This window comes from Duganella sp. Leaf61 (assembly GCF_001421905.1).
Lineage (GTDB): Bacteria > Pseudomonadota > Gammaproteobacteria > Burkholderiales > Burkholderiaceae_D > Rugamonas > Rugamonas zoogloeoides.
In genome coordinates this window covers 539,788-561,741 of the sequence record NZ_LMLM01000012.1, presented here as the reverse complement: position 1 = coordinate 561,741, position 21,954 = coordinate 539,788, and the positions used below count along the sequence as shown (strand labels likewise).

The 21,954-nt window shown below is 63.9% G+C and carries 22 protein-coding genes and 1 pseudogene; 7 read left to right on the top strand and 16 right to left on the bottom strand.

What is annotated here, in order from left to right; genetic code table 11:
* Positions 1-12: 12 nt before the first annotated feature.
* The 4 genes from ASF04_RS11415 to ASF04_RS11400 all read right to left on the bottom strand — a co-directional run bounded on the left by ASF04_RS11415 (position 13) and on the right by ASF04_RS11400 (position 3,056).
* The gene (locus ASF04_RS11415) at positions 13-174 is read right to left on the bottom strand and encodes a Flp family type IVb pilin (RefSeq protein ID WP_019924821.1); all 162 of its coding nucleotides are present in this window, start codon (positions 172-174) and stop codon (positions 13-15) included.
* Positions 175-238: 64 nt separating this feature from the next.
* Positions 239-400 carry a Flp family type IVb pilin gene (locus ASF04_RS11410; protein ID WP_019924821.1) on the bottom strand — a complete coding sequence of 54 codons (162 nt, stop codon included), beginning with the start codon at positions 398-400 and terminating at the stop codon, positions 239-241.
* Positions 401-685: 285 nt separating this feature from the next.
* On the bottom strand, positions 686-1,360 hold the full coding sequence (locus tag ASF04_RS11405) for a response regulator transcription factor (RefSeq protein WP_229205015.1): 675 nt from the start codon (positions 1,358-1,360) through the stop codon (positions 686-688).
* Positions 1,361-1,373: 13 nt separating this feature from the next.
* A complete protein-coding gene (locus ASF04_RS11400) occupies positions 1,374-3,056 on the bottom strand; it encodes a sensor histidine kinase (protein WP_056141304.1) in 1,683 nt (560 codons plus the stop codon).
* Positions 3,057-3,374: 318 nt separating this feature from the next.
* Here ASF04_RS11400 and ASF04_RS11395 point away from each other — a divergent pair, with 318 nt between their 5' ends.
* Genes ASF04_RS11395 through ASF04_RS11385 form a run of 3 tightly spaced genes read left to right on the top strand, consistent with a single transcriptional unit; the run spans position 3,375 to position 5,918 of the window.
* A complete protein-coding gene (locus ASF04_RS11395; RefSeq protein WP_229205014.1) occupies positions 3,375-3,896 on the top strand; it encodes a TadE/TadG family type IV pilus assembly protein in 522 nt (173 codons plus the stop codon).
* The gene (locus ASF04_RS11390; RefSeq protein ID WP_056141301.1) at positions 3,896-4,522 is read left to right on the top strand and encodes a TadE/TadG family type IV pilus assembly protein; all 627 of its coding nucleotides are present in this window, start codon (positions 3,896-3,898) and stop codon (positions 4,520-4,522) included. Before ASF04_RS11395 ends, ASF04_RS11390 begins: the two co-directional genes overlap by 1 nt.
* A gap of 1 nt (position 4,523) precedes the next feature.
* Positions 4,524-5,918, top strand: a complete 1,395-nt coding sequence (locus ASF04_RS11385; RefSeq protein WP_056141299.1) for a vWA domain-containing protein — start codon at positions 4,524-4,526, stop codon at positions 5,916-5,918.
* Positions 5,919-6,078: 160 nt separating this feature from the next.
* Here ASF04_RS11385 and ASF04_RS11380 read toward each other — a convergent pair whose 3' ends face one another.
* Positions 6,079-6,843 carry a hypothetical protein gene (locus ASF04_RS11380; protein WP_056141296.1) on the bottom strand — a complete coding sequence of 255 codons (765 nt, stop codon included), beginning with the start codon at positions 6,841-6,843 and terminating at the stop codon, positions 6,079-6,081.
* A gap of 239 nt (positions 6,844-7,082) precedes the next feature.
* On the opposite strand from ASF04_RS11380, the gene ASF04_RS11375 reads away from it, so the two are divergent.
* Positions 7,083-7,463, top strand: a complete 381-nt coding sequence (locus ASF04_RS11375) for a hypothetical protein (RefSeq protein ID WP_056141293.1) — start codon at positions 7,083-7,085, stop codon at positions 7,461-7,463.
* A gap of 92 nt (positions 7,464-7,555) precedes the next feature.
* Here ASF04_RS11375 and ASF04_RS11370 read toward each other — a convergent pair whose 3' ends face one another.
* From ASF04_RS11370 to ASF04_RS28715, 8 genes and pseudogenes are all read right to left on the bottom strand, one after another.
* Positions 7,556-8,362 carry a hypothetical protein gene (locus ASF04_RS11370; protein ID WP_156368608.1) on the bottom strand — a complete coding sequence of 269 codons (807 nt, stop codon included), beginning with the start codon at positions 8,360-8,362 and terminating at the stop codon, positions 7,556-7,558.
* Positions 8,349-10,007 (bottom strand): hypothetical protein, encoded by a 1,659-nt coding sequence (locus ASF04_RS11365; RefSeq protein ID WP_056141289.1) that lies wholly within the window; start codon positions 10,005-10,007, stop codon positions 8,349-8,351. The genes ASF04_RS11370 and ASF04_RS11365 overlap by 14 nt, the downstream gene beginning before the upstream one ends.
* The gene (locus ASF04_RS11360) at positions 10,004-11,092 is read right to left on the bottom strand and encodes a hypothetical protein (protein ID WP_056141287.1); all 1,089 of its coding nucleotides are present in this window, start codon (positions 11,090-11,092) and stop codon (positions 10,004-10,006) included. The genes ASF04_RS11365 and ASF04_RS11360 overlap by 4 nt, the downstream gene beginning before the upstream one ends.
* A 73-nt stretch (positions 11,093-11,165) precedes the next feature.
* Positions 11,166-11,924, bottom strand: coding sequence for a hypothetical protein (locus tag ASF04_RS11355; protein ID WP_056141285.1), 759 nt, complete (start codon positions 11,922-11,924; stop codon positions 11,166-11,168).
* Between the two features lie 49 nt (positions 11,925-11,973).
* Positions 11,974-12,957 carry a zinc ribbon domain-containing protein gene (locus ASF04_RS11350; protein WP_156368607.1) on the bottom strand — a complete coding sequence of 328 codons (984 nt, stop codon included), beginning with the start codon at positions 12,955-12,957 and terminating at the stop codon, positions 11,974-11,976.
* A 47-nt stretch (positions 12,958-13,004) separates the two neighbouring features.
* On the bottom strand, positions 13,005-13,721 hold the full coding sequence (locus tag ASF04_RS11345) for a hypothetical protein (RefSeq protein WP_056141282.1): 717 nt from the start codon (positions 13,719-13,721) through the stop codon (positions 13,005-13,007).
* 17 nt (positions 13,722-13,738) lie between these two features.
* A complete protein-coding gene (locus tag ASF04_RS27475) occupies positions 13,739-14,848 on the bottom strand; it encodes a hypothetical protein (protein WP_229205013.1) in 1,110 nt (369 codons plus the stop codon).
* A gap of 300 nt (positions 14,849-15,148) precedes the next feature.
* Positions 15,149-15,289, bottom strand: a pseudogene (locus ASF04_RS28715) (zinc ribbon domain-containing protein); the annotation flags it as partial.
* A gap of 260 nt (positions 15,290-15,549) precedes the next feature.
* On the opposite strand from ASF04_RS28715, the gene ASF04_RS11335 reads away from it, so the two are divergent.
* The 3 genes from ASF04_RS11335 to ASF04_RS11325 are packed head-to-tail and all read left to right on the top strand — an operon-like array spanning position 15,550 to position 18,108.
* Complete coding sequence (locus tag ASF04_RS11335; RefSeq protein WP_162241435.1) at positions 15,550-16,107, top strand: RNA polymerase sigma factor; 558 nt, start codon at positions 15,550-15,552, stop codon at positions 16,105-16,107.
* Positions 16,100-16,726 (top strand): anti-sigma factor, encoded by a 627-nt coding sequence (locus ASF04_RS11330; protein WP_056141273.1) that lies wholly within the window; start codon positions 16,100-16,102, stop codon positions 16,724-16,726. The genes ASF04_RS11335 and ASF04_RS11330 overlap by 8 nt, the downstream gene beginning before the upstream one ends.
* The gene (locus ASF04_RS11325) at positions 16,723-18,108 is read left to right on the top strand and encodes a caspase family protein (protein WP_082488700.1); all 1,386 of its coding nucleotides are present in this window, start codon (positions 16,723-16,725) and stop codon (positions 18,106-18,108) included. Before ASF04_RS11330 ends, ASF04_RS11325 begins: the two co-directional genes overlap by 4 nt.
* 60 nt (positions 18,109-18,168) lie before the next feature.
* Here the strand turns inward: ASF04_RS11325 and ASF04_RS11320 are convergent, their stop codons facing one another.
* From ASF04_RS11320 to ASF04_RS11305, 3 genes are all read right to left on the bottom strand, one after another.
* Entirely contained in the window at positions 18,169-19,800 is a 1,632-nt protein-coding gene (locus tag ASF04_RS11320) for a ParB-like protein (RefSeq protein ID WP_056141269.1), read from the bottom strand.
* Between the two features lie 81 nt (positions 19,801-19,881).
* On the bottom strand, positions 19,882-20,517 hold the full coding sequence (ptuB, locus tag ASF04_RS26765; RefSeq protein ID WP_082488698.1) for a retron Ec78 anti-phage system effector HNH endonuclease PtuB: 636 nt from the start codon (positions 20,515-20,517) through the stop codon (positions 19,882-19,884).
* A 3-nt stretch (positions 20,518-20,520) separates the two neighbouring features.
* Positions 20,521-21,942, bottom strand: coding sequence for an AAA family ATPase (locus ASF04_RS11305; RefSeq protein WP_056141260.1), 1,422 nt, complete (start codon positions 21,940-21,942; stop codon positions 20,521-20,523).
* Between the last annotated feature and the right edge of the window lie 12 nt (positions 21,943-21,954).

Here is a 21,954-nt window from a genome sequence, read left to right as displayed (position 1 = left end):
TAAAGCAGTTACTTAGGCGGTAGCGGTCACGACTTTGCCGAACAGCGTCTGGATCTGGGTACCCAGGGTTTTGACAGCGGTCAGGCCAACCACGGCGACCAGTGCGGCGATCATCGCGTATTCGATAGCGGTGACACCGGATTCGTCGGCGATGAAGTTTTTGATGGCGTTCATGATGTTTTCCTTGAAAAGTTATTCGTAAAGTAAATTGTGTAGTGCGTGTCTGGTATTGCAGTGATCAGGCGGTGGCGGTCACAACTTTGCCGAACAGCGTCTGGATCTGGGTGCCCAGGGTTTTCACGGCGGTCAGGCCGACGACGGCGACCAGTGCGGCGATCATGGCGTATTCGATAGCGGTGACACCGGATTCGTCGGCGATGAAGTTTTTGATGGCGTTCATGTTGGTTTCCTTTAGTGGGTTAATGTTGCCTGCCCTTGTGGGCTTCAGCTACTTAACAACACCTGAGCTGATGGAATGAATTATAGAGACGCGCCTTCCCTGCCACATCGGACAATGCTCCTGAAATGACTGTGACAAAGCGGTGGATTTGACCGTGACATTTGTCACGGTGGGGGAAAGGGGAGCGCTTAACAAAGCCTGCAGGGCAAGGCGCGGCGACGAAGACAGTACGAATGTACGGCGAGGCGCTGCAACGCAGCCATGGAGGTTTTGTTGAGCGCTCTGTCAGCCGAGGCGGTTTTTGGTGGCGTAGACATAGAGCTCGAGCCGGTTGGCGACGTCGAGCTTCTGGTAAATCGAGGTGAGGTAGTTGCGCAGCGTGGGTTCGGCGATGAACAGCTGTTGCGCCAGGTCCTTGTTGGCGGCGCCGTTGCTGTGCACGACAGCCTGGACGATCTTGCGCTCCTTGAGCGTGAGCGAGGCGATTTTCTCCGCTTCGATATTGCGGTAGTCGGTGGCGGCCGGGTTGATGAACGCGCCCAGCATGGCCGTCATCATGGTTTGCGACATCCACATCTCGCCGCCGTGGACCTTGCGCACGGCCGCCAGCACCACTTCGGCGTCGGCATCCTTGCCCACCACGCCGCGCGCACCGAGGCGCATGGCCTGCCCCAGCAGGGCCTCGTCGCGGTTGCCGGACAGGATCAGCACGCGCGCGGCGCGCCCGGTGAGCAGGTCGGGCAGGATCTCGAGCGAGCTGCGGCCGCCCAGGTCGAGGTCGAGCAGCACGATGTCGGGACGCGTGCGTGCCGCCTCGACCAGGGCCTGGTCGGGATCGGCGGCGGTGGCCACCAGCTCCATCTCGGGCGCGGTGCCTTCGATCAGCTTGCGCAAGCCCCAGAGCAGGGTAGCGTGGTCATCGACCAGCATCACGCGGATCGGTGCGGAGGTACTACTCACGGTGGTTCCTTTCTTACAACGGAATGCTGACCCGGACCCGGGTGCTGCCGTCCGGATGCGTGATCTCGACCCCGCCGCCGAGTGCAGCGGCCCGCTCGGCGATGGAACCGGGCAGGAATTGGCCCGGCGTCCCGTCCGGGTTTTCGTTGTCGATATCGATCTGCAGGCAACGGCTGGACGTTGCTAGTGTAACCGCACCGACCCGCGCACGCGTGTGCTTGCGGATATTGCTCATCCCCTCGTTAACAATCTGAAACACTTCCGCCGCCAGGCGGTCGCTGATATCGACCTCGGGCACGATGCGCAGTGCGATTTCCAGTCCGTAAAACTCCTGGATCTGGCGCGCCTGGCGGCGCAGCGCCGTCATCAGTTCCGGCTCGCCGGTGCCGTCGTCGCGGCGCACGTTGCGGGCGAAGTTGCGCATGTCGCCGATCACTTCGCCGCTCATGGCGATCAGCTTGTCCAGGTCGTCCAGCAGCGGGTTATCGGGCGCGGCGCCGTGGCGCATGGCGGACAGCGCGTGGCGCAGGCCGATATACGGCTGGATGGTGGTGTCGTGCAGGTCGCGGGCGATTTTCTGGCGCTCGCGGAAGGCTGCCTCCGACGCCATGCTGTCGAGCAGGGCGATATTTTCGATCACCGGAAACGCCTGGCCGACCACCTGCGCCAGGAAGCTGGCGTCGCTGCGTTTGAAGCGGCGCCCGGCCGAGACCACGAAGATGCGGCCCGCCCCCCGGCGCAGCGGCAGCGGCGCGCTGATGAAGGCGCGCGCATCGAACAGGTCGGCCAGCTGCTCGCAGGGGGCCGTATCGATCGGCTCCCAGCGGCCGTCGGTCTGGCGCGCACGGGCCTCGCCGCTCCACGGCAGGCGCGCATCGAGCGGCTGGTTGTACAGCACCTTGTGGCCAGGCGGAAAACCGAGCAGCGGTGCAGCTGCCGCGTTCGACATGCGCGAGACGGTGGCCGCGCGGCCCATGTGTTGCGCGCTGACGGAACGCAGCAGCCAGTTGGCGTCGTCGTCCTCGCGCATCAGGAGGATGCAGGTGCTGGCCTGGTAGAAGGTCCGGGTTTCCTCCAGCAGCGAGGTCAGCGTTTGCGCCACGCCGAAGCGCGGATTGAACAGCCGGCTCACGTGGCGCAACAAGCCCAGCCTGCGGCGCTGGACGATGCCCATCTCGCCCCAGTAGGCGATCATGTAGCCGAGCACCAGCACGAAGGTGATGCGCAGCAGCAGGTGGGCCGGGTCGGTATTCGGGTTGACGATGAGCGCGGCGGCGGCCAGCACGACAGCCGAGGCCAGCGAAATCCGCGCGCCTTCCTCGAAGCCCCACTGGAACGACGTGGTCAGGATCACGAAAAAGAAGAACGGCACGAAGAAGCTGTTGCTGTCGCCGCTGAAGTACACCATCAGCCCATACCAGCCCAGGTCCAGCCAGTACACCGTCTTGCCGTGCCAGAAAGGATTGCGGTGCAGGCGCGCCGCCAGGTACAGCACCGCGCTGTGGATCGCGTACGCGAGGAAGATGACAGTGCCGAGCCCGGACTTGAAGTCGAGATCGGCAGGAGCGATGTACAGCGTCAGCAAAGCCGAGATCGCCAGCACCAGGCGCATGCCGAACACCATGGTCGCGCTGGTGGCGTCCGCGGTCGGATCTGCCGCGTTGGGGCCTGCCGCTGGCTTGCTGATTGTTGCCACCGTGTCTCCGGGCTGTGAAAGAGTGTTGCATTGTACAAAAAAAATGCGCGACTTCAAGAAGCTAAGCTGTTGTTTATTCAGGCATATTGTCAGCTTGAAAACGTAAAACGATCACAAGGTGCGGTATCGTCATGACCAGAGGCTACTCCCATAATTCCGCAAAAAAAACATTAAATTACTATCTGAAATATTTTGACCGGGCTACAATGCGGGCATCGGCACCCTCAATCCGTCGTCGATGTCCCCGGGCCGCCCAAGCGACAGCGCCACAGCAAGACCATGCAACCGCCACGGTTGCTTTCTCACCCAGAAGATGACATGACAGTTTTTCGTTCGACAGACCGATCGCGCCAGGGCGTTCCTGCGCGCATGAGGCACCGCGAGGGCGGCGCCACCGTGGTGGAAATGGCATTGGTGATGCCGGTATTCCTGTTGCTGCTGATCGGCGTGATCGAATTGAGCCTGATGTTTTTCGCCAACCTCACCATGCAGTACGCGGTGCGCGAGGGTGGCCGCTACGCCATCACCGGCCTGTCCGATGCCGACCCCAATGTCTCCAACCAACAACGCTATCAGGCCATCCTGGCGCGCATGAAAACCAGCTCGGTCGGCATGTACGCCAAGGTAGCGCCGGTAATCACGACCAATAACGTCACCTACACCGACAGCAGCTCGTATAACGCCGCCATGTTCGGCCAGGCCGGCGACATCCTGGTGATCAAGCTCGACTGTGCTTGGCCGCTGGCCACGCCCTTGCTCAAGCCGTTCTTCAAGGACGGCAAATACAGGTTCACGGTGGCAGTCACCATGCTCAACGAAAACTATGCGGGGGTGAACTGATGCAGCCGGTAGTCAAAAGCCGCCGCCAGCGCGGCATTGCCGCCATCGAATTCGCGTTGCTGCTGCCGTTACTGGTGTTCATGGTCATGGCGGTGACCGACTTCGCCCGTGGCCTGCAAGCGAGCTCGGTGCTGATCAACCTGAGCCGCGAATCCGCCAACCTGGCCGCGCGCAGCAAGCTGCAACTGACCGACAACAGCCAGGCCATCATGCGCGCAGTGGCGGCCTCGGCGCCGCCACTGGACATGAATGCGCGCGGCATGCTCTACATCACCAAGCTGATGGGCTACAAGGACAGTTCCGGCGCCATCACCACGGTGGTGCTGGAACAGTACCGCTGGGACGACAGCGTCAACCGGCTCGGTTTCCGCGTGAGCGGCTATGCGCCGCCCAGCCGCTTGTGGAGCTGCGCCAGCTGGAACACGACCACCGGCGCCTGCAGCAACATCGCCACCGGCGCCAATGCGCCGCGCATCTCGCTCATGAGCGGTCAGCTGTTCGAGGGTGAAATCATTTATGCGGCCGAGAGCTTTTACAAATTCAATGTGTTGTTCGGCAATGTATCGCTGGGCCCCCTGACCGTGCCGAGTTTCGGCACCAATCTCTATTCGATGACGGTGTTCTGATATGGTCTCCAAGCGTTCCAGGCAAACAGGCAGCGTGGTGGTCATGATGGCGCTGTCGATAGCGGTGCTGGTGGCTGCGGTGGGCCTGGTGGTCGATACCGGCGTCACCTACATGGTGCGCGACAAGCTCAACGCCGCCACCGACGCCGCCAGCCTGGCGGCCGCGCGCGCCGTCTCGCAGGGCAAGGACGAAGCCACCCAGCGCGCCAATGCGCAGGCGGCAGCGATCCGCTTCTTCAATGCCAACTACCCGGCCAACTACATGGGTTCCACGGCCAGGCTCAACGCGCCGAGCGTGGTGTTCAACAACGGCATGGTGACGGTGTCGGTCAGTGCCAGCGCGACGCTGCCGATCTCGTTCCTGGGCCTGCTGGGGGTATCGCCGCTGACGCCGGCCGTGGCCTCGCAGGCGGTGCGCAAGGACCTGGACATGGCCGTGGTGCTCGATACCTCGGGCTCGCTGTACTACCAGGGCAGCAACGTGATCGCCTCGGCCAAGACCTTCCTCAACCAGTTCAACGCCGACCAGGACCGCGTGGGGCTGATCCATTTTTCATACGGCGCGGTGGTCGATGATCCGATCCGGCCGGTGGCGCGCGGTTTCGACCGCACCTCGATGATCAAGCACATCAACGACTTCGACTTCAGCGGCTCGACCGCGTCGCCGGAAGGCATGTACTGGGCGCGCCAGCAGCTCAACAGCGTGCCCACGTCGAACAACAACCGCTCCAACCTGCGCGTGATCGTGTTTTTCTCGGATGGCGCGCCGAACTCGTTCGCCAGCTACCTGACCTGGAAAACCCCGAGCGATTGCACCAAGGCCGGCGTGATCACCACCGACGACGGCAGCTCCGGCACCCCGGGCGGCCTGTACCGCATCGACGTGCAGGCCAGCGTGCTGACCGACCAGCGCTGCAACCCGAATTACGCCTACGGCTACGACCGCTACGGCCGCTACTACTACGACATCGACGACAAGGCCAGCGCTTTGCCCGACTGGTATAACGGCCACAACCCGGAAAGCAAGCCCAACGATCCGAACCTGCGCGAGTTCGCGGTAGTGACCGATTCTCCGCGCAAGGTCACCAATGCCGTCACCTTCACCAACGTCAACCGCGCGGCCCGCAACCTGGTCGAAGCGATGGCGAAAAAGTCGCAGGACGAGGGGATTTACGTGTTTACGCTGGGGCTCGGTTCGGCACTCAAGTCGGCCACCGGCGTCGATGGCGAAAAGGGCGAGGACACCCTCAAGTGCATGGCGAATTCGACCGACGCCCCGGCGCGCTGCTTCAACGCGGCCAAGCCCGTCGGTCTGTACTGTTATGCGGCTACCACCAGCGATCTGACGCCTTGTTTTTCCAAACTGGCCTCCGCCATCATGCGCATCTCGCGATAGATCAGAGCGCCTGATAAAGCCTCCATCGCGGCGTTGCAGCGCCTCGCAGTACTGGCGTACTGTCTTTGTCGCTGCGCCTTGCGCTGAAGGCTTACTCAACCGCTTCGATTCGTCGCTGCGTCGCTGGAAGCTTTCTCAGCTGCTACCGAATTGCAACTGGTTAGCGGGTGGCACTGGCTACCGGCGGTGCTGTCAGCGGGGCCGGTTCTGCCGGTGCGGTTGGTGGCATCGGTGTGGCTGGTGCCACTGCCTTGTGGCCGTACGATACCAGCTCCCAGCCGTCGCGGTTGACGGTGCGGCCCTGCCAGTCGGTGTCGCGGTAGTCGAGCTTGACGAAGTTGTTGATCTCGGGGACGAACCACACGGTCTCCACCAGGTTGCCGTTGCCGCTGTTGGGGCCGGTGTCCTTGCCGCGATACTCGGCTTCCACAATCACCTTGAGCGCGTGGAACTCGCCGGCCGGCACTCGCACTTTTTCCCAGTCCACCACCTTGCCCTTGATGGCATAGCGCCACTGCTTGCCGAGCTTGGTGTTGTCGGCCACGGCCTCGCTGTTCCACTCCTTGCCCGGCGTGAGCGGGAAGGCGTAGCGCGCGAACGACGGTGCGAAGTGCATGCTGCCGCGGTCGATCGGGTTCATGTCGGCGCTGAATAATTGCTTGCCGATGGGGGCGGTACCGCCGGGGCGGTGGATGTCCACGTGCACGCCGGTGGTGTCGATGGCCGACACTTCGAGGCGGCTGATATTGCCTTTGACACCGTTGCGGGCGTCGGTGTACTGGTAGGTCCAGTTGTCGCCGATGGCGGGACTGGGGGCGGGGGCGGGCGGGGGCTGCTCGGCGGCCAGGGCGGACGCGCCGGTGAAGATCAGGGAAAGACTGAGCGCCAGGGGCGTCCAGCGGCGGGCAAGTCGAGTTTGGTACATTTCGTCTCCTTCTCGTTATATTTGCGACATCAACACTATCACAACGATTTTTGCGTGCACGACTTCCGTTCAAATAGTCCCGTCTTTGTTGCGTAAACCTTGATTGCAAGCTGAAATGGCCAGCAACGGGCTCGGCAAAAAAATTTCAAAAAGTTTGTCCACTTTTGGCGCACGCCAGCGAATAGGAAAAACACCGCCTGTGCCGCGGACCAAACGTTGAATTTTTCGAGGAGCTTTCCATGCGCGTCATCCCCCACCTTTCGTATGGGGTGATGGCGGTGCTTGTAGCCGGGGTATCGGTGCAGAGCTGGCGGCTGGCGCAGGTGGGAGCGCCCGACATGGAGGCCGCGCGCTATCGCGGGCAGGCGGGGGCGAGCGCTGGCGCCGCTGCGACGGCGCAACTGAAGGTGGTGTTCGACGACCGCGCCAGCGCCGGTGCGATACGGCTGGCGTTGCACCGGCTGGGCTTGAATATCGTCCACGGTCCCGATGCCCAGGGCGCCTACCTGCTGTCGGCAGGGCAGGGCGACGCGGTGCAGGCCGCGCAGCAGTTGCAGGCCACCGGCCTGGTACTCGATGCCTTGCCGCTACCCGCATCGCAGGCGCAGTCCCCGCAATAATCGTGGCGCAGCCACAGCCACAGCCACAGCCATAACCGTAGCCGCAGGCGCAGCCGCGCGTCAGGAAGTCAACGCGTTAGCGCATCAGCGCATCAAGGCGTCATCTCCCCGGCCAGGATGATGGCGCTGTTGGTGTGATCGACCAGCAGCAGGCCGATTACGCGCGCCGGCAGCACGCCCGAGGCCAGCGTCGGTTCCATGAAGCCGCCGTATTTCATCTTGGCGTTATCGACGACGCGGAAACGGCCGTCGTTTTGCATCAGGAAGTAAAACCCGGCCTGCTTGTTGAGCAGCTGGCGCTTGATGTGTTCGGCTTGCTGCATGTCGTCGATGGCCAGGAACTGGAACGCCTTGTTCTGGTTGTTCCAGTTGGTGGCCGACACGCAGGCGCTCAGCCTGGTGTGGCGGAATTCGTCGTAGGCGCCGGCGCAGTGGTAGCTGTCGGGCGACTTCGTCTTGGTCACCATCATGTTCAGCGACAGCGGAAACCGGCGGCGCTGGAAATCGTATTCGCCCAGCTTGGCCTGCAACGGCACCAGGTAGCCCTTGGCGTTGCGCAACGCTTCCATGCGTCCGTTCAGGTATGGCTCGAACTGTTGCAGCAGGGCGTGGACGCGGAACTCGTTGATGTCCTCGAGGTTGGGCTGCAGTTCGCGCAGGTCGGGCGGCAGGTTCTCGCGTCCTATGCTGAGCAGGAACTTGGTGTTGTAGGGCTTGCCGGTGTGGACCGGGTACAGCAGCGGCGTGGTGATCTTGTTGAGGGCGACATAGCCTTCCGGTTCCAGTTGCATCACGTTCTGCACATCGGGCAGGGCGCCAGCGTTTGCCTGCCCTGTCATCAGCGTAGCCAGCAGCGCGGCGGCCCGCAGCAGCGGGCGCATGGAGTTATTTGTTCGCATCGGATTTTCCTGTCTTTTGATGGCTTTCGTAGCCGAATTCGTAGCCGCCCAGCAGGTTCAGGCGCACCGCCTCGAACAAGGGGTAGGCCGGTACCTGGGCGTGGATCACGGCGCGCGTGAAGAACATGGCGGTGCGGCCTTGCCAGTTGGGTTCGGTTGCACCGAGACCGGCGCCGCGCTGCTCGAAATAGTCGTACAGCGGCTGGCGCGTGATCTCGCTGGTGGGAATGAAGTGGAACACCGCCAGCAGCAACAGCGCCAGCGCCGGCACGCAGAAGCCCTTGACGATGCCGCTCAGGAATCCCCAAGCGCAGGCGAGCTGGATCACGAACAGCGTGAGCTTGACCAGGTGGATCAGCGCGCCGACGATGGAAAAGCCCAGTGCGATCGGCGGCACGGCCAGCGCGCGCAGGCTGTCACGCCCCAGGTCGCTGTTCTTGCCGCCATCGGCAAAGGTGGCCACCGGCGCCGTGTATTGCGGCAGCGTGGCGCGCACATCGTCATCGAGCACGCGCTGGTAGACGGTGCGGTTGAAGAAGTGCGGCGCCTGCGCCTGCGGCGGCAGCTCGACCGGCAGCGCGAAGCTGCTGTTCTTGTAATGCAGGCTCTTGCGCCACTTGGCCTGCACCACGGCATGGCTGAAGAAGGCGCTCATGCCCAGTCCCGGCGGCAGACTATTGCCATCGAGATGCTTGGCCACGCCCTCGCGGAAGCGCTTGTCCGACTCGCTGCGCACCGATAGGCCCACCGCACGTTCGAAGCCGGCGCGGTCGCCCGGGTCCCAGTCCTTTGCCACATTGACGCCGCGCTTGCGTACGTCCTTGCGGATATCGGACCAGTAGGCCGGCGGGACGTTGTCGGGATCGACTCCGCGCTTGCGCAGGCGCGCCAGGTAATCGTTCCAGGCCTTGTCCTGGCGCGCGCCGATGCCGCCCAGGCTGTCCTGATAGGCGTTCGACGCCGGCACATAGTGATCGTTATAGGTCTCGATCAGCGTTTCGCGCGACGTCAGAAAATGGTTGTAGCTGGCGTTCTCGCCGCCGTGCAGCTGGTCGGCCATGGCGCGCAGGATCAGCGGCTTTTGTGCCTGAAGTATATGGTCGAGTTCGTGCGTGGACAGCGCCAGTAGCGGGAACACGGCCAGGAAGCTCTTGCCGTCCGGCGCGCGCAGTTGTTCGAGCGTGAGCGGCAGTTCGTCAAGCAGCACCTTGTTGCTCACCAGCGCGCCTTGCAGGGCCACCAGGTTGGTCGCCAGGAAGCGCTGCTCGGCGCTGGAGCGCTCGACGATACCGTCCACCAGTTTCTGTTCGCCGCGATACACAGTCGTGGCGACGACAATGGTCAGCACCAGCAGCGCCAGCGCGGTGAGGAAGTAATTCCAGCGTTTGTCGGCGGCCCGCTTGAGCACCCACGGCCAGAACATCAGCGCCAATGCAATTCCGGACAGGCTGCGGCCGATTTCCTCGATGGCTTCGACCGCCTCCTGGTCGGGCATGCCGCCCACCACGTCGAGCAGGCGCGAGTTGAAGCCGCACTCCACCAGCAGATAGACACCGGTAACCAGCGCCATGATCCAGACCCATGGCGCGCGCGGCTGCGGGCCGAGCAGCGCAAAACGCCGGCGCGGCGCGTCGGTCTTCGTCATTGCGCGGCGCCTTCGCCGTTACTGTTGCGCAAAATGATGCGGGTGGGCGGCACCACCGTAGCGCTGCTGGCGTCCGGCAGACGCGCATAGCTGCCGCTGTCCACGCGTTTGAGCGTGCCAGCTGGCGCGCTGGCGCGCGGCGCGGGCGTCGAGGCCGCACGGGCCGGTGCCGATGCTGTTCCCGCCGCAGGCGCCGCTGCCGCTGCCGACGCCGATCCCGCTGCCGATGTGGCGCTGTCGCGTGGCGCGGTGCTGCCTGTGCTGGCGCGGCTGGCGGCGCCATCGGCCGTTTCAAAGCGCATGCCTGCTGCCGGCCGGGTGTTCGCCGCAGGTCCGGTAGCGCCTGCTTTTGCTGAGCCCGGTGTCGCACCCCCTGACGTAGCGACGCCCTGCGTACCTGCGCCTGAGATAGTGCCCGACCTCGCTGGACGCGGCGCTGCGGTGCCCGACATCACTGTGCCCGGTGCAACCGCGCCAGACGCCGCGTCGCCGCGCTGGAAGCTGCCTTCGATGGTGCCAGCGCCGTTGCGCGGCAGGTTGGCAGTGGCGTTGTCGGCGCCCGGTGCACGCGGCAGCGGTCCGCTCACTAGCTGGCCGTTCGACCAGGCCCAGGCCACCGGGTTGGGTACCGACTGCTGCTGCGCCACCCAGCTCTGGGCGTCGGCGCTGAAGGACAGCGGCATGCTGCAGCGGCCGGCGATATCGTTGATGTTCCACATGCCGACTTCATAGCCGCTCAGCTGGTACAGCCGGTAGGCGTAGGGGCAGTGGGCAGTCGGCACGTGGACCAGGATCAGGTCGTGCGCGGGAAACCGTACCGCGTCGCCGATGCGCACCGTGGACAGCTGGCCCAGGTCGATCAGTTTCATGCGGTCGTAGAGTTTGATTTGCACCTGGTTCTGCTGGGTGCGGCGCAGCACGCCACGCGCCGTGCCCAGCTGGAATTCCTGCAGCGTGGAGGCGGTCAGCTCGTCGACGTCGATGCCGAATTTGAAGTTGTTGCCCTGGCGATTGACCGCACAGGCGCTCAGCAGCAGCGCGGCAACGACAGGAAGCGCGTACAGCGCGCGGTAGGACTTTAACATAGGTAGTGCCAGTGACATGGTTGGCGCCGCCGGCTCCCCGCGCATGCAGCAGGGGGCTGGCGGCTGGCGGAGTTTAGATCTCGGCGAGCAGTTCGTTGCTTGGGCTATACAGGCGTACTTTCATCACCTGCAGCTTGACGCGGCGGTTGCTCGGGTCGGCATCTTGCGCAAAGCCATAGACTTCCATGCGCAGCTGGGCGTACTTGCTCAAGTAACCTTCGATGGCGCGAGCCTTGGTTTCGTCCGGCACCGGCAGGTTGGCGAAGTCGGTGGCGTTGCTCTGGCCCAGCGTGTACTGGCTGTTGTCGTGGAAGTAGGTGTAGCGGTCGTTGCTGGTCATGTCCTTGATGGTAAAGGTCTTTTTCTCGAAGTTGTAGCGCTCCAGCAGCGCGCCGTCGCGGCTTTCGAGGATGACGTAGCGGCCGGCCTTGGCGCGTTCGATTTCCTGGTCGATGCGCGGTTGCAGCGCCTTGAGGATGTCCTTGCGCTGGAAGCCGTCGCTGGTGCGGCTGTACTCGGCCGAGTAAATCTGCGCCACGTCTTCGTACGGCACCGGCAGGCTCGACATGCCGTAGTAGAGGAACATCACTTGGTGGCCGCTGTCGATCTTGCGGTAGCTGGTCAGCGGGGTGGCCTTGTCGCCTTGGGGCAGGGTGCTGGCCACGGCCTGTTGCACCGCTTTCGGGTTTTGCAGGTCTTGCAGGCTGGGCTTCGGTGCCGAGGCGTCGGCTGCCGGTGCGGCGGTGTCGGCCGGTTTGCTGCAGGCGGCCAGGCCGGCCAGCAGGGCGGTGTTGCAGAGGATCAGGGTAGCGTTACGGAGCATGCGGTTCATGAAGGTTCCTTGGTGTGGAAGGTCAAAATAGTTGTTGTGGTCGTGTCGATCAGCGTGCTGCCAGAACTTTCTGGACGCCGCGCCAGGCCAGGTACAGCGCCACGATCAGGGCGATGTAGCTGCCGTAGCCAACCGAGAAGGCGGCCAGCGCCTGTTTCATCATGGCGCCGGCAAAGTCGCCCATCTGGCTGCCGCCGAAGCCACGCATGCTTTCGCTGGCGGCGCTGGTCAGGTTGCGGATCTTCAGGTAAATGCCCAGCCCGGTCAGCACCAGGAAGGCCAGCGGCGCGAACAGGCCGAACGCCGCCCGTTTGTCGGCCACGAACACGTGGGCCAGCGGGGCAATCATGGCGACCACGCACAGGAAGCCGTACAGGCCGCTGCTGCCGTTACCGCCTTGCATCATGCCTTCGAGGCTGGAACTGACGTTGGCCAGGCGCAGCAGGTCGAACATGGTCAGGTTTTGCACGATGCTGGCGCTGATGTTGATGGACACGGCCGGCAGCCAGATCCAGGCGATGGCCAGCAGGGCGACTGCGATCAGCAGCGGCTTGCCGACCTGGTCCACGCGCACCATCAGTTTCGGCAGGTACTCGTCCTTCAGGTCGTTCATGCCGTCCTTCATCTTGTCCAGCTTTTCCTTGGCCAGCACCGACTCCGGCACCGGCGTTACCGCCAGTACCTGGCCGCTTGCGTCGCGTGCGACATCGACCTGGGTGTTGACCGTCGGCGCGCTGGTCGGGCTGCGCCAATGCTGTTCGAGCGTGAACGTCAACTGGCGGCCATCCACGACCACCAGGCCGGGGCCGGCATTGGTGTCGCGCAAGACCACGCCGCGCGCGGTGGTGGCTGCGGGTGCTTGTGATGGTGCCGGGGCTGGCGTCGGCAGCGGGATGACCGGCGCGGCGGCACTGGTCAGATCGGGCGTCACGGCAGCGACGGTTTTCAGCGGCGTGCCGCAATCTTCGCAAAAGCGCGATTCGGGAGCGGCGGATTTACCGCAGGCACCACAAAAGACTGGAACAGCAGACATGGACATACTCCTCGTTATTGAATTTCTTGAATGGAAGTTGGGTTTGTTCAGCGGGACGCCAGCGTCACGATGGCGCCGTCGCGTGGCAGCAGTGCGACCTTTCCGCCTCTGAAGACTTGCAATGCGCCTTCGTTGGTGCTGGCCATGGCGCCGTTCAGGTACAACTGGGTGCGTAGCTTGTACACGCCTTCGGGCGCGCCTTCCGGCAGGCGCAGCGTGAAGCTGTTGTCGAACTCGCCGCTACCGCCCTTGTCGTTGACGATTTTTTCGCCACGTTTGAACTCTTCGCCGTCCGGACCGTAGGCGATCAGCACCTCCTTCACTTCACGCACCGGCTCGCCGGTGCCGGACACGGCGCGGATCGTCGATTGCACCTTGATCGGTTCCATGGTGCGGGCCACGCCTTGCGGCGTGACGGCGGTGGTGTAGGCGACGATCTTGGCTTTCGGCGGCAAGGCGTTGCGGTTGGCGGTGCGGTAAGTCTTTTCCACGTCGGCGGACGAGCTGGTCTGGCGGCTGGCCACTTCGACCACGGCGCACGCAGCCAGGCCCACGGCCGCGCCCTTGAGCGCGCCTTTTTTGCCGCCGAGCAGGCCGCCCAGCACGGCGCCACCGAGCGCCATCGAGCCGCAGCGGATGGCAGTAGTGTTGTTGTCGGAGGTTGGCTGGTTACCGCCGCCAGGACCGCCGGGACCGTTGGGCGCGGCGCAACCGGTCAGCGCGGCAATCAGGCAGGCGCTGGCGGCAAGGGTAGTTTTTTTCATGGTATGACCTTTCGCGATTATTCGATGGAACTGCCGGATTTCAATGCTTCGGATTGCTTGGTCTTGGCTTTGGCCAGCGTGGCCCTGGCGGCGCCGCTGGCGGGATCGAGATCGAGCGCGGCTTCGGCGGTGGCGATGGCCTTGTCGAACTGGCGCAGCGCGATGAAGTTTTCCGCCTTGTCGAGCATGGCGCTCACCTTGCCGCTGAGCGGGTTGCTTGCCGGTGCCGCCTGTGCGCGGTCCACGCGCGGGGCTGCGACCGGTGGCGTGGCTTTGGGGCTGGCTGGTACTGCTTTCGGTGCCGGGGTTGCTGCCGGCGCTGGTGCTGCGGCAGGTGCTTGCGTTGCTGCCGGGGCCGGGGCCGGAGACTTTGCCGGGGTAGGAGCCGTAGCCGGAACCGGAGCAGGAGCAGGAACCGGAGCAGTTGCAGTTGCAGGTGCCTCGGGCGGGATCGCTGCTGGCGCGGTGGCTGCCGGCGCTGTATCGATCGCCAGCGTTGCCGGTGCTCCAGATGTCGTTGCTCCAGCCGCCGGTTCGCCAGCCGCCGGTGCGCTGGCCGCATCTGTCAGCGGCGCTGGTACCGGCGCTGCGGATTTGGACGACTGCCAGAAGTAGGCGCCACCGCCGGCAAGCGCAACGACCGCAGCCGCGGCAGCAGCGATCAGCGCCCACTTGCGGGCCGGCGGCTCGGTCGAGACTGGCGCAGACCACGGTGGCGATGATGGCGGCGCTTCGGGCGTGGCGATCGTCGCTGCCGGGACAAGGGCAGGATCAGGCAATGGCTCAGGTTGCGCCAGCGTTTCCGGTTCGGTCACCGGTTCCGGCACAGGCACAGGCTCGGTTGCCGGGGCCGGAGCAGCTTCCTCCACCGGAGTCGTCAATACTTCAGGCTCGGACAAGAGCGCTGGCGCCGGCTCTGGTACCGGCGCAGGAACCGGTTCAGGCTCAGGCTTGGTTTCCAGCACAGGCGCTTGGCGCAGCTCGGAGGCCGGGGCAAGTTCCTGCACCGGAGCTGTCAATTGTTCAGGCACGGGAATGGATACCGGCGCGGGCATCGGTTCAGGCGCATTCTCCAGCACAGGTGCTTGCACCGGATCGAATGCCGGGGCCTTAGCAGGCTCATCCACCGGAGCTGCCAACGGTTCTGGCTCAGGCACGAACATCCGCACTGGCACCGGCTCGGGTGCCGGCGCAGGAATTGGTTCAGGCTCAGCCACTGGCTTATGCTCGACAACCGGCGCAGACTCACGCTCAGCTACGAACTCAGGAACCTGTACTGGTTCAAGCATAGGTTCAATCACAGGAACGGGTTCCAGCACTGGCTCAGGCACCGGATCAATCACCGCCACCGCCTCGGGAATCGGCTCGGACACAGGTACAGCCACCGCTACTGCGGCTGGAAGCGCAGCCGGTTTGCCGCAATTGCGGCAGAATTTGGCCGCAGGAGCAAGCGGCGCGCCGCACTCGCACTGGCTGCCGCTCGAAGCTGGCGTCAGACCGGTGCCGCACCCTTTGCAAAATTTCGCATGTGCAGCATTAATGGTCTGGCAATTCGTGCAAATCGTCATTTGATTACCATTCCCTAAAGAAATTGTATAAAATACACCTGAATCTTACAAGTAACATTTCCCAATTGCAAATAATAATATTGTCAAGTGGAAAATATGCCGCATAGCAGCGTAAAATTCTGAGGCACGTTTTTTGGCGTCCTTTCCAGCTCTATCGCAGCGTTTCCCGATTCGGTTCACATTATTTTTCGTAATTTTTTCAGCTGTTTTGAACACGCCTTTTTATGCATAATCTGCCGCGCGCGGAAGTCAGAAATTTATTGAACCGGATCGCCGACCGCGACGATCAAGCATCGAGAAGGCTGTACAGCGTGTATCAGCCGCAATTGTTTGCCTATGTGCGCTACCGGGTCTGGAGCGACATGAGCGCGGAGGAAATCACGATGGATAGTCTGTTTATCGCCTTTAGCAAACCGGCTGCCTATAACGGCCTGTCGGAGTTTTCCACCTGGCTGTGCGGCATCGCCAACAACCGCATCCGGCAATGGCAGCGCGACATGGCCACCGAACTGGAAACGCAAGAACTGACCGCCGCGATCGCCGACAAACACGGCAACCTCGACTGGAACGTGCTGACCGGGATCGAGCAGGACCAAGCCACACAGGCGATCCTGGTGTGCATCGACAAGCTGCCTGCCGGCCAGCGCGAAGCGATCTACCGTACCGCGGTGGCAGAGGAGGGACTGGCCGAGGCCAGCCGCGACATGGAAGTGCCGGAGGGCACGCTCAAGTCGCGCCTGTTCCACGCGCGCCAGCGTATCCGCGACTGCCTGGCCCGGGCCTTCGGCCCCGATTACCTGGGAGGCAAGCGTGGCTGACTACACCGACGACGACCGCCTGCGCCTGCGCGAGCTGCTGCCGTTTTACCTGAACCGCACGCTCGATCCGGCCCGGCGCCAGGAAGTGGAGGCATGGCTGGCGCATGACGCCAACGGCCGCCAGGAACTGCAATTCCTGCAGGCCGTGACCGCCGCCGCGCGCCAGCGCGTGACCGAACGCGCGCCGCTGGCCGGCTACGAGGCGCTGGCCGCTCGCCTGGAGGCCAGCCGGCCAGCGGCGCCGGCCTGGTGGCAGCGCTGGTGGCAGGGTCTGGCTGCCGCGCGCTGGGCGCCCGTTGGCGCGCTGGGGGTGGCGCTGATCGCGGTGCAAATGGGCTGGAATGTCTATCGGCTCGACCCGCAAACGCCCACGGTCAGCTATCGCGGCACGGCCGCGCAGCCGGCGAGGGCCTCCGACCTCAAGCTGGTGGTGCGGCGCGACGCCCGCTTTGCCGACCTGGCCGAGCTGCTGGTGCAAAACCGTTGCCACATCGTGTGGGGACCGTCGGTGTCGGGAGAACTGTGGATCGCCCTCGACGAGCCGGGCAGCGCCGAACCGGTGCGGGCCCGCCTGGCCGCCTCGCCGCTGGTGGAAGACGTGCTGCTGGTGCGCCGATGAGACCTCAGCGCCGCACCTTGCTGGCGCTGCTGGTAGCGGCCGCGTGGTCAGGCTTGCCTGTCGTGCGCGCCGCCGAACCGGTATCGGCCCCGCCCGAACGGCAGGCGCTGGTGATCGGCAACGGCGCCTACAACAACGGCTTGCTGCCCAACACCCGTGCCGACGCCGACCTGATCGCCGGCGCTTTGCGCCGCGCCGGCTTTCGCGTGACGTTGGCCAAGGACCTGGGCCGCAGTGCCCTGTACGACACGGTGCGCCAGTTCGCCACCGGCCTGACGGCTGGCGCCACGGCGGTGGTGTATTACGCCGGCCACGGCATGCAGATCAATGGCGTCAATTATCTGATCCCGACCGATATGTCGCCCACCAGCGAAGCCGGGGTGGCGCTCAAGGCGTATCCGCTGTCGGCCCTGCACGAGCGGCTGGCGCTGGCGCCGTCGGCAGTCAACATGGTGATTCTCGACGCCTGCCGCAACAACCCGTTCCAGCCGATGCCGGCCGTGCGCATGCGCGCCATCGGCAACCTCGGCCTGGGGCCGGCAGTGGCGCCGCGCGGCACCCTGGTGGCCTATTCGACCGCGCCGGGCCAACTGGCGGAAGATGGCACCGGTCGCAAGAACAGCATCTATACCGAAACGCTGGCCGGCCTGATCGGCCAGCCGGGGCTGCCGGTAACCGACCTGTTCCGCACCGTGGCCGACCAGGTACGGCGGCGCACGCTGGAAGACCAGCAGCCGTGGGTGGAATCATCGCTAGTGGGCGACGCCTATTTCCGGCCGCCGCCGGGGCTGCGTTATGGCGCACCGATGGCGCCGGACAAGACCGGCGCCGTTGCCGGTGCAGCAAAGCCGGCAGGCCGCTACCGTTCCGGCGACAAACCCGGTGCGCTGGGCAGCGAAGGCGATGCGGCCTGGTACCGCCACCTCGACGAACGCGGTTGGACCGAGCTCGACTGGCAATTGCAGCAGCGCGTCGGCCAGTCCGGCGCCGAGGAAGTGGCCGAACTCAAGCGCCGCGCCGCCAAGGGCAACGTGGTGGCCATGACCACCCTGGGACGCATCGAACAGGCCTGCCAGGGCGGCGCGGGACGCACAGCGTGCGGCAAGCGCGCACGGCAGTGGTTCCAGCAAGCGGCCACGCTTGGTTTCCCGGTGGCGCAAAACGAGTTGGGCGAGATGTACTACGAAGGCCGCGAAGTGCCGAAAGACCTGGCGGCCGCGCGCCGCTGGCTGACCCAGGCAGCGCAGGCCAACTACCCGCGCGCGCGCATCAACCTGGCCCAGCTCGACATGATGCAAAGCCGCTCGCCGGAAGCGGTGCGCAACATGCTCGACACGCTCATGAAAAGCAACCAGTCGATGATGGCGCCGCCGGGACGCTGATGCCCCGGCGGAGACGATGCTCAGCAAGCGCTGTCGAAACGTCGACAGCGCTATGGCGCATTACTTGACCAGCGTCTTCTTGTAGGCGATCGAATAGGTCAGCTTGCCGGTTGGCGTGACCAGGTCGTCCAGCGCCTTGGTGTCGAGCTTGCCGGACCATCCCAGCGACGCGGCCGTATTGCCACCGCTGACCACGTCGGTCGCCTGCAACGCCACCATCGCCTGCGAGGCCTTGAGGATGGCCGACGCGTAGCTGGTGCTGCTGGTCAGATCGTAGCCGGCCAGGTCGATCTTGCTGCGCAGCCAGTCGCCCCAGTAAAACTCGAGGAACTCGGTGCTGGCTTCCGGGACGACGTAGCCGGCGTCGCGGGTGAAGTACACCAGCGCGCGGTACGGATCGTTGCCCAGGGCCGCGAGGCCGCTCTGCTGCGGCAGCTGGCCGGTGACGATAGGGCGGTTGGCGCCGTCCTTGAGCCAGACTTTTTTGCCGGCCTTCATCGCGCTCCAGAAATCCACCTCGTTCAGCTTGCTCAGGTTGTCGGTCAGCTTGACCCATACTTTCAGCTTCTGGTTGACGCCGCCGTCGGCATTCCAGAACGCGCTGAAGGTGTGGTGGCCATCGGTCAGGTACAGCTTGCCGCCAGGACCGACCACCACCGTTTTCATGTCGCCCGGCTTGGTGCCCACCGGCGACTTGCACGCGAACGTGGCGGGTGGCTTGATCAGCGTGGCGCCGGTGACGTTGGCGGTCTTGGTCACCACGTCGTCCTGGCCATTGGCTTCGCACAGTTCGGCGAATTTCTTCGGCTTGTTGGTCTTGTCCATGATCAGGTCTTCGGCGCTGTAACGGCCGAGCTTGTAATAGATCTGGTCATAGCCGACTGCCGGCTGGGTCGGCAGCAATTCGTCCAGCGCCACTTCGATGAACACCGGCGCGGCGGCGGTGCCCGGCACCATCGCCATCAGTTGCTGCTGGCGCGCGGTCGGGGTGGCAGGCGCGGTCAACAGCGCCGTGCCGGTGGCACGCGGCACGCTGCCGCCGGTGCTCTGCACCAGGATGGCGCCGCTGGTGTTGACGATGTCGATATCGGTACCGCTGACCTTGACCGCCAACTGGTCGAGCAGCTTGTCGGCGGCATCGGTACTGCTGCCGGGCACCAGCGGGCCGTTGACGAAATCGTAGGTGGCGGACACGCCCATGGCGCGCATGGCATCGGCCAGCGCGGTGGACAGCTGGGTTTGCGCGGTGGCGATTTTTGTCCCATCGACGGCTGCCAGCTGGCTGGCGCTGGTCGCTGCCGGCGTGGTCCCGAGCAGTTGCATCGCCAGCACCGACGTCAGCGGCGTGACATTGACGGCAGTCTCCTTGACCGTGACCGCGTACTGGGCGCTGCCCGAGGTCGGCGTGACCGTCAACAGGAACGGCGCGGCAGCGCTGGCCGGCAGGTTCAGCACCAGCTTGCCGTTGGCATCGGTGGTGCCGCTACCGACCGTGGCCTTGGCCGCATCCTGCACCGTCACGGCGGCGCCAGCCATGGCCTTGCCGGTGGCGGCCACGACGGTCATGGCGCGGGTGGGCGTCGTATCCAGGTTCGCATCACCACCGCCGCAAGCAGCCAGCAACAGTGGCAGGGTGAGCAGCAAAGGCAGGTGGCGTGGAAAACCGGTAGGGCGCTGGCGCGTCGAGTGCATGGGAACTCCGTTGGCAAAACGCGTGAGCATACCGGGGGAATGTGACGGCTTTGTTACTGGAAGTAGGCTAATGACAACGATTCAAGCCTTCTGATTGGTGAGCAAATGCCGGATGGCCGTGACGTGTGGCAGCTGTTCGACCGCATCGAGCTCTTCCTGCAACAGCAGGTGCGCTGCTTCCTCCCCCTCTTGCAGTGCTACTTCCGCAAGTATCTCCGCTGTTTCCACGTAGTGGCGCAAGACTTCGCGACGGATAGCCTGAAGTGGACCGTTGAGGTGCAGAATACGGATAGTCTCTTCTGCTCGCAGTCGCTCCGCTGCGTTGAGGTTGGCCCGAGCATGTACCGAGCCTATCGGTGTAAACAATAAAAAGTGTTCCGGATCCTCGACGTCCGGCTTGATCAGGTTTTGATGAGGATAGGCTCCCACCCCGTCCTTATGATTGCCACAGCTATCTCTGCGATTGCAGGAACCGAACAAATTGTGCCAATCGAACGTGCCCTGCGGGTAGTAGTGACGCTGGCGAAAATGTTCGATATGCCGGTTCTCTGCGGGCAGCGCAGCTTCGCAATATGCACAGCGTCCGTGCTGCATCGCGTCGAGCCCGGTCCAGATTTCGATACGCTCGTCAGGTGTTAGTGCTGACCACTGCTCCGCACCATGTCGATGGCGGCCCAGGCATGCTGGCGGCTGCTGATCGCGGACCAGATGGCGCATGGCTTAGCCAGGTTGATGATCCGGCGCGCGTGGCGAGGGCTGCAGCTTTTGCTGATATTTCTGCAAACGCAGCATGCGGTCGCACTCCAGCATCACGGGATGGTGCGCACCGAAATGCGCGTCGAGGCGGGCGCGCAGGTCCAGGCCCGCAGCTTGCAGGTGCAGGTTCTGCTGGATCAGCGCGTGGTATTGCTCCAACATGCGCGCCTCCGGCACATCGGGTACCGGATCGACGCCCATGATCTGCGCGAGTACGCTGGAACTTGCCACGCCCCTGGTTTGCAGCGGCACGGTGTCGATCCACGCGGTTTGCGTAGAAGATGGATCGCCTTCGCGTATCACCCGGATACTCGTGTGGTCTATGCTGGTCAGTACCTGTGGGCTATGCGTCGTCACAATGAACTGGATCAGCGGAAAAGCTTCGCGCAGGCTGGTCAAAATCACCTGCTGCCACGAAGGGTGGAGATGCATATCGAGTTCATCGATCAGGACAATCCCGCGTGCTTTTTTTGCAGCGTCGGCGCCAAGGTGGGGATTGAGTTGCACGGCACGGAAAGCAATATCTGCAGCCATACCCAAACTGTTGCGGATGCCATCGCTGAGCCGGCTGACAGCCATGGTGCCCAACTGGTCGTGGGTCATGGTGATGTCCGCCAGGACTTCTGAATACCACAAGCCCTTCCAGCCGGTAGGCCGCAGGATGGCGTCGACCGCTGTACGAACGGCATCTACAAGGGGAGAAAACGCACTCTGGTGCGCAATGACTTCTTGTGCAGTGGCGCCCGGCGTGCTTTCCATGAAGCGAATCTTGCTTTGCGTGATCGCGCGGTAAGCGTAGGCATACCACTCCATGAAGCTCTTGAAACCGGACGCTGGTTCCATGCAGTCGCGATATGCGGCGGAACGGGTATCGTAGCCATTGGTAAACAGCTTTCCGTTTGTAAGCTTGCTTTGATGCCAAAGGCGGCCTGTCCCATAGTAAGCAAGCAAGGGCCAATCTTCAGGTTGCCCATGCTGAGCCTGTGCTTGCCCATTGCTACGCAACAGGGATGCGTACCGGGTAAGGGCGCGAGCATCCTTGATCGTCGTGCCGCCCTTGGCAGTATTCAAAGCGCGTGACCAGGAGACGGCTGGCTGGTCCGGCGTGAGCTCGCCCCATGCTTCAAGCTCCACCGGATAGACGGTGGAACTGGATGGCAGTTCGCGGTCGAGCTCAACCGTTCGCACGTCGGAGAGCGTGATGCCCTGGCCTTTGCCGGTCGGGAAGACTGCCAGATAAGTGCCGAAGAGAATGCGAATCGCGTCAAGCACGCTGGTCTTGCCGCGTCCGTTGTCGGCGACAAGGACGGTCAGCTCGGGGTGCAGCTCGCACGTGACGTCCGAAAACAGGCGGAAATTGCGCAGTCGTATAGATGCCAGCCTCATCGCTTCGCACTC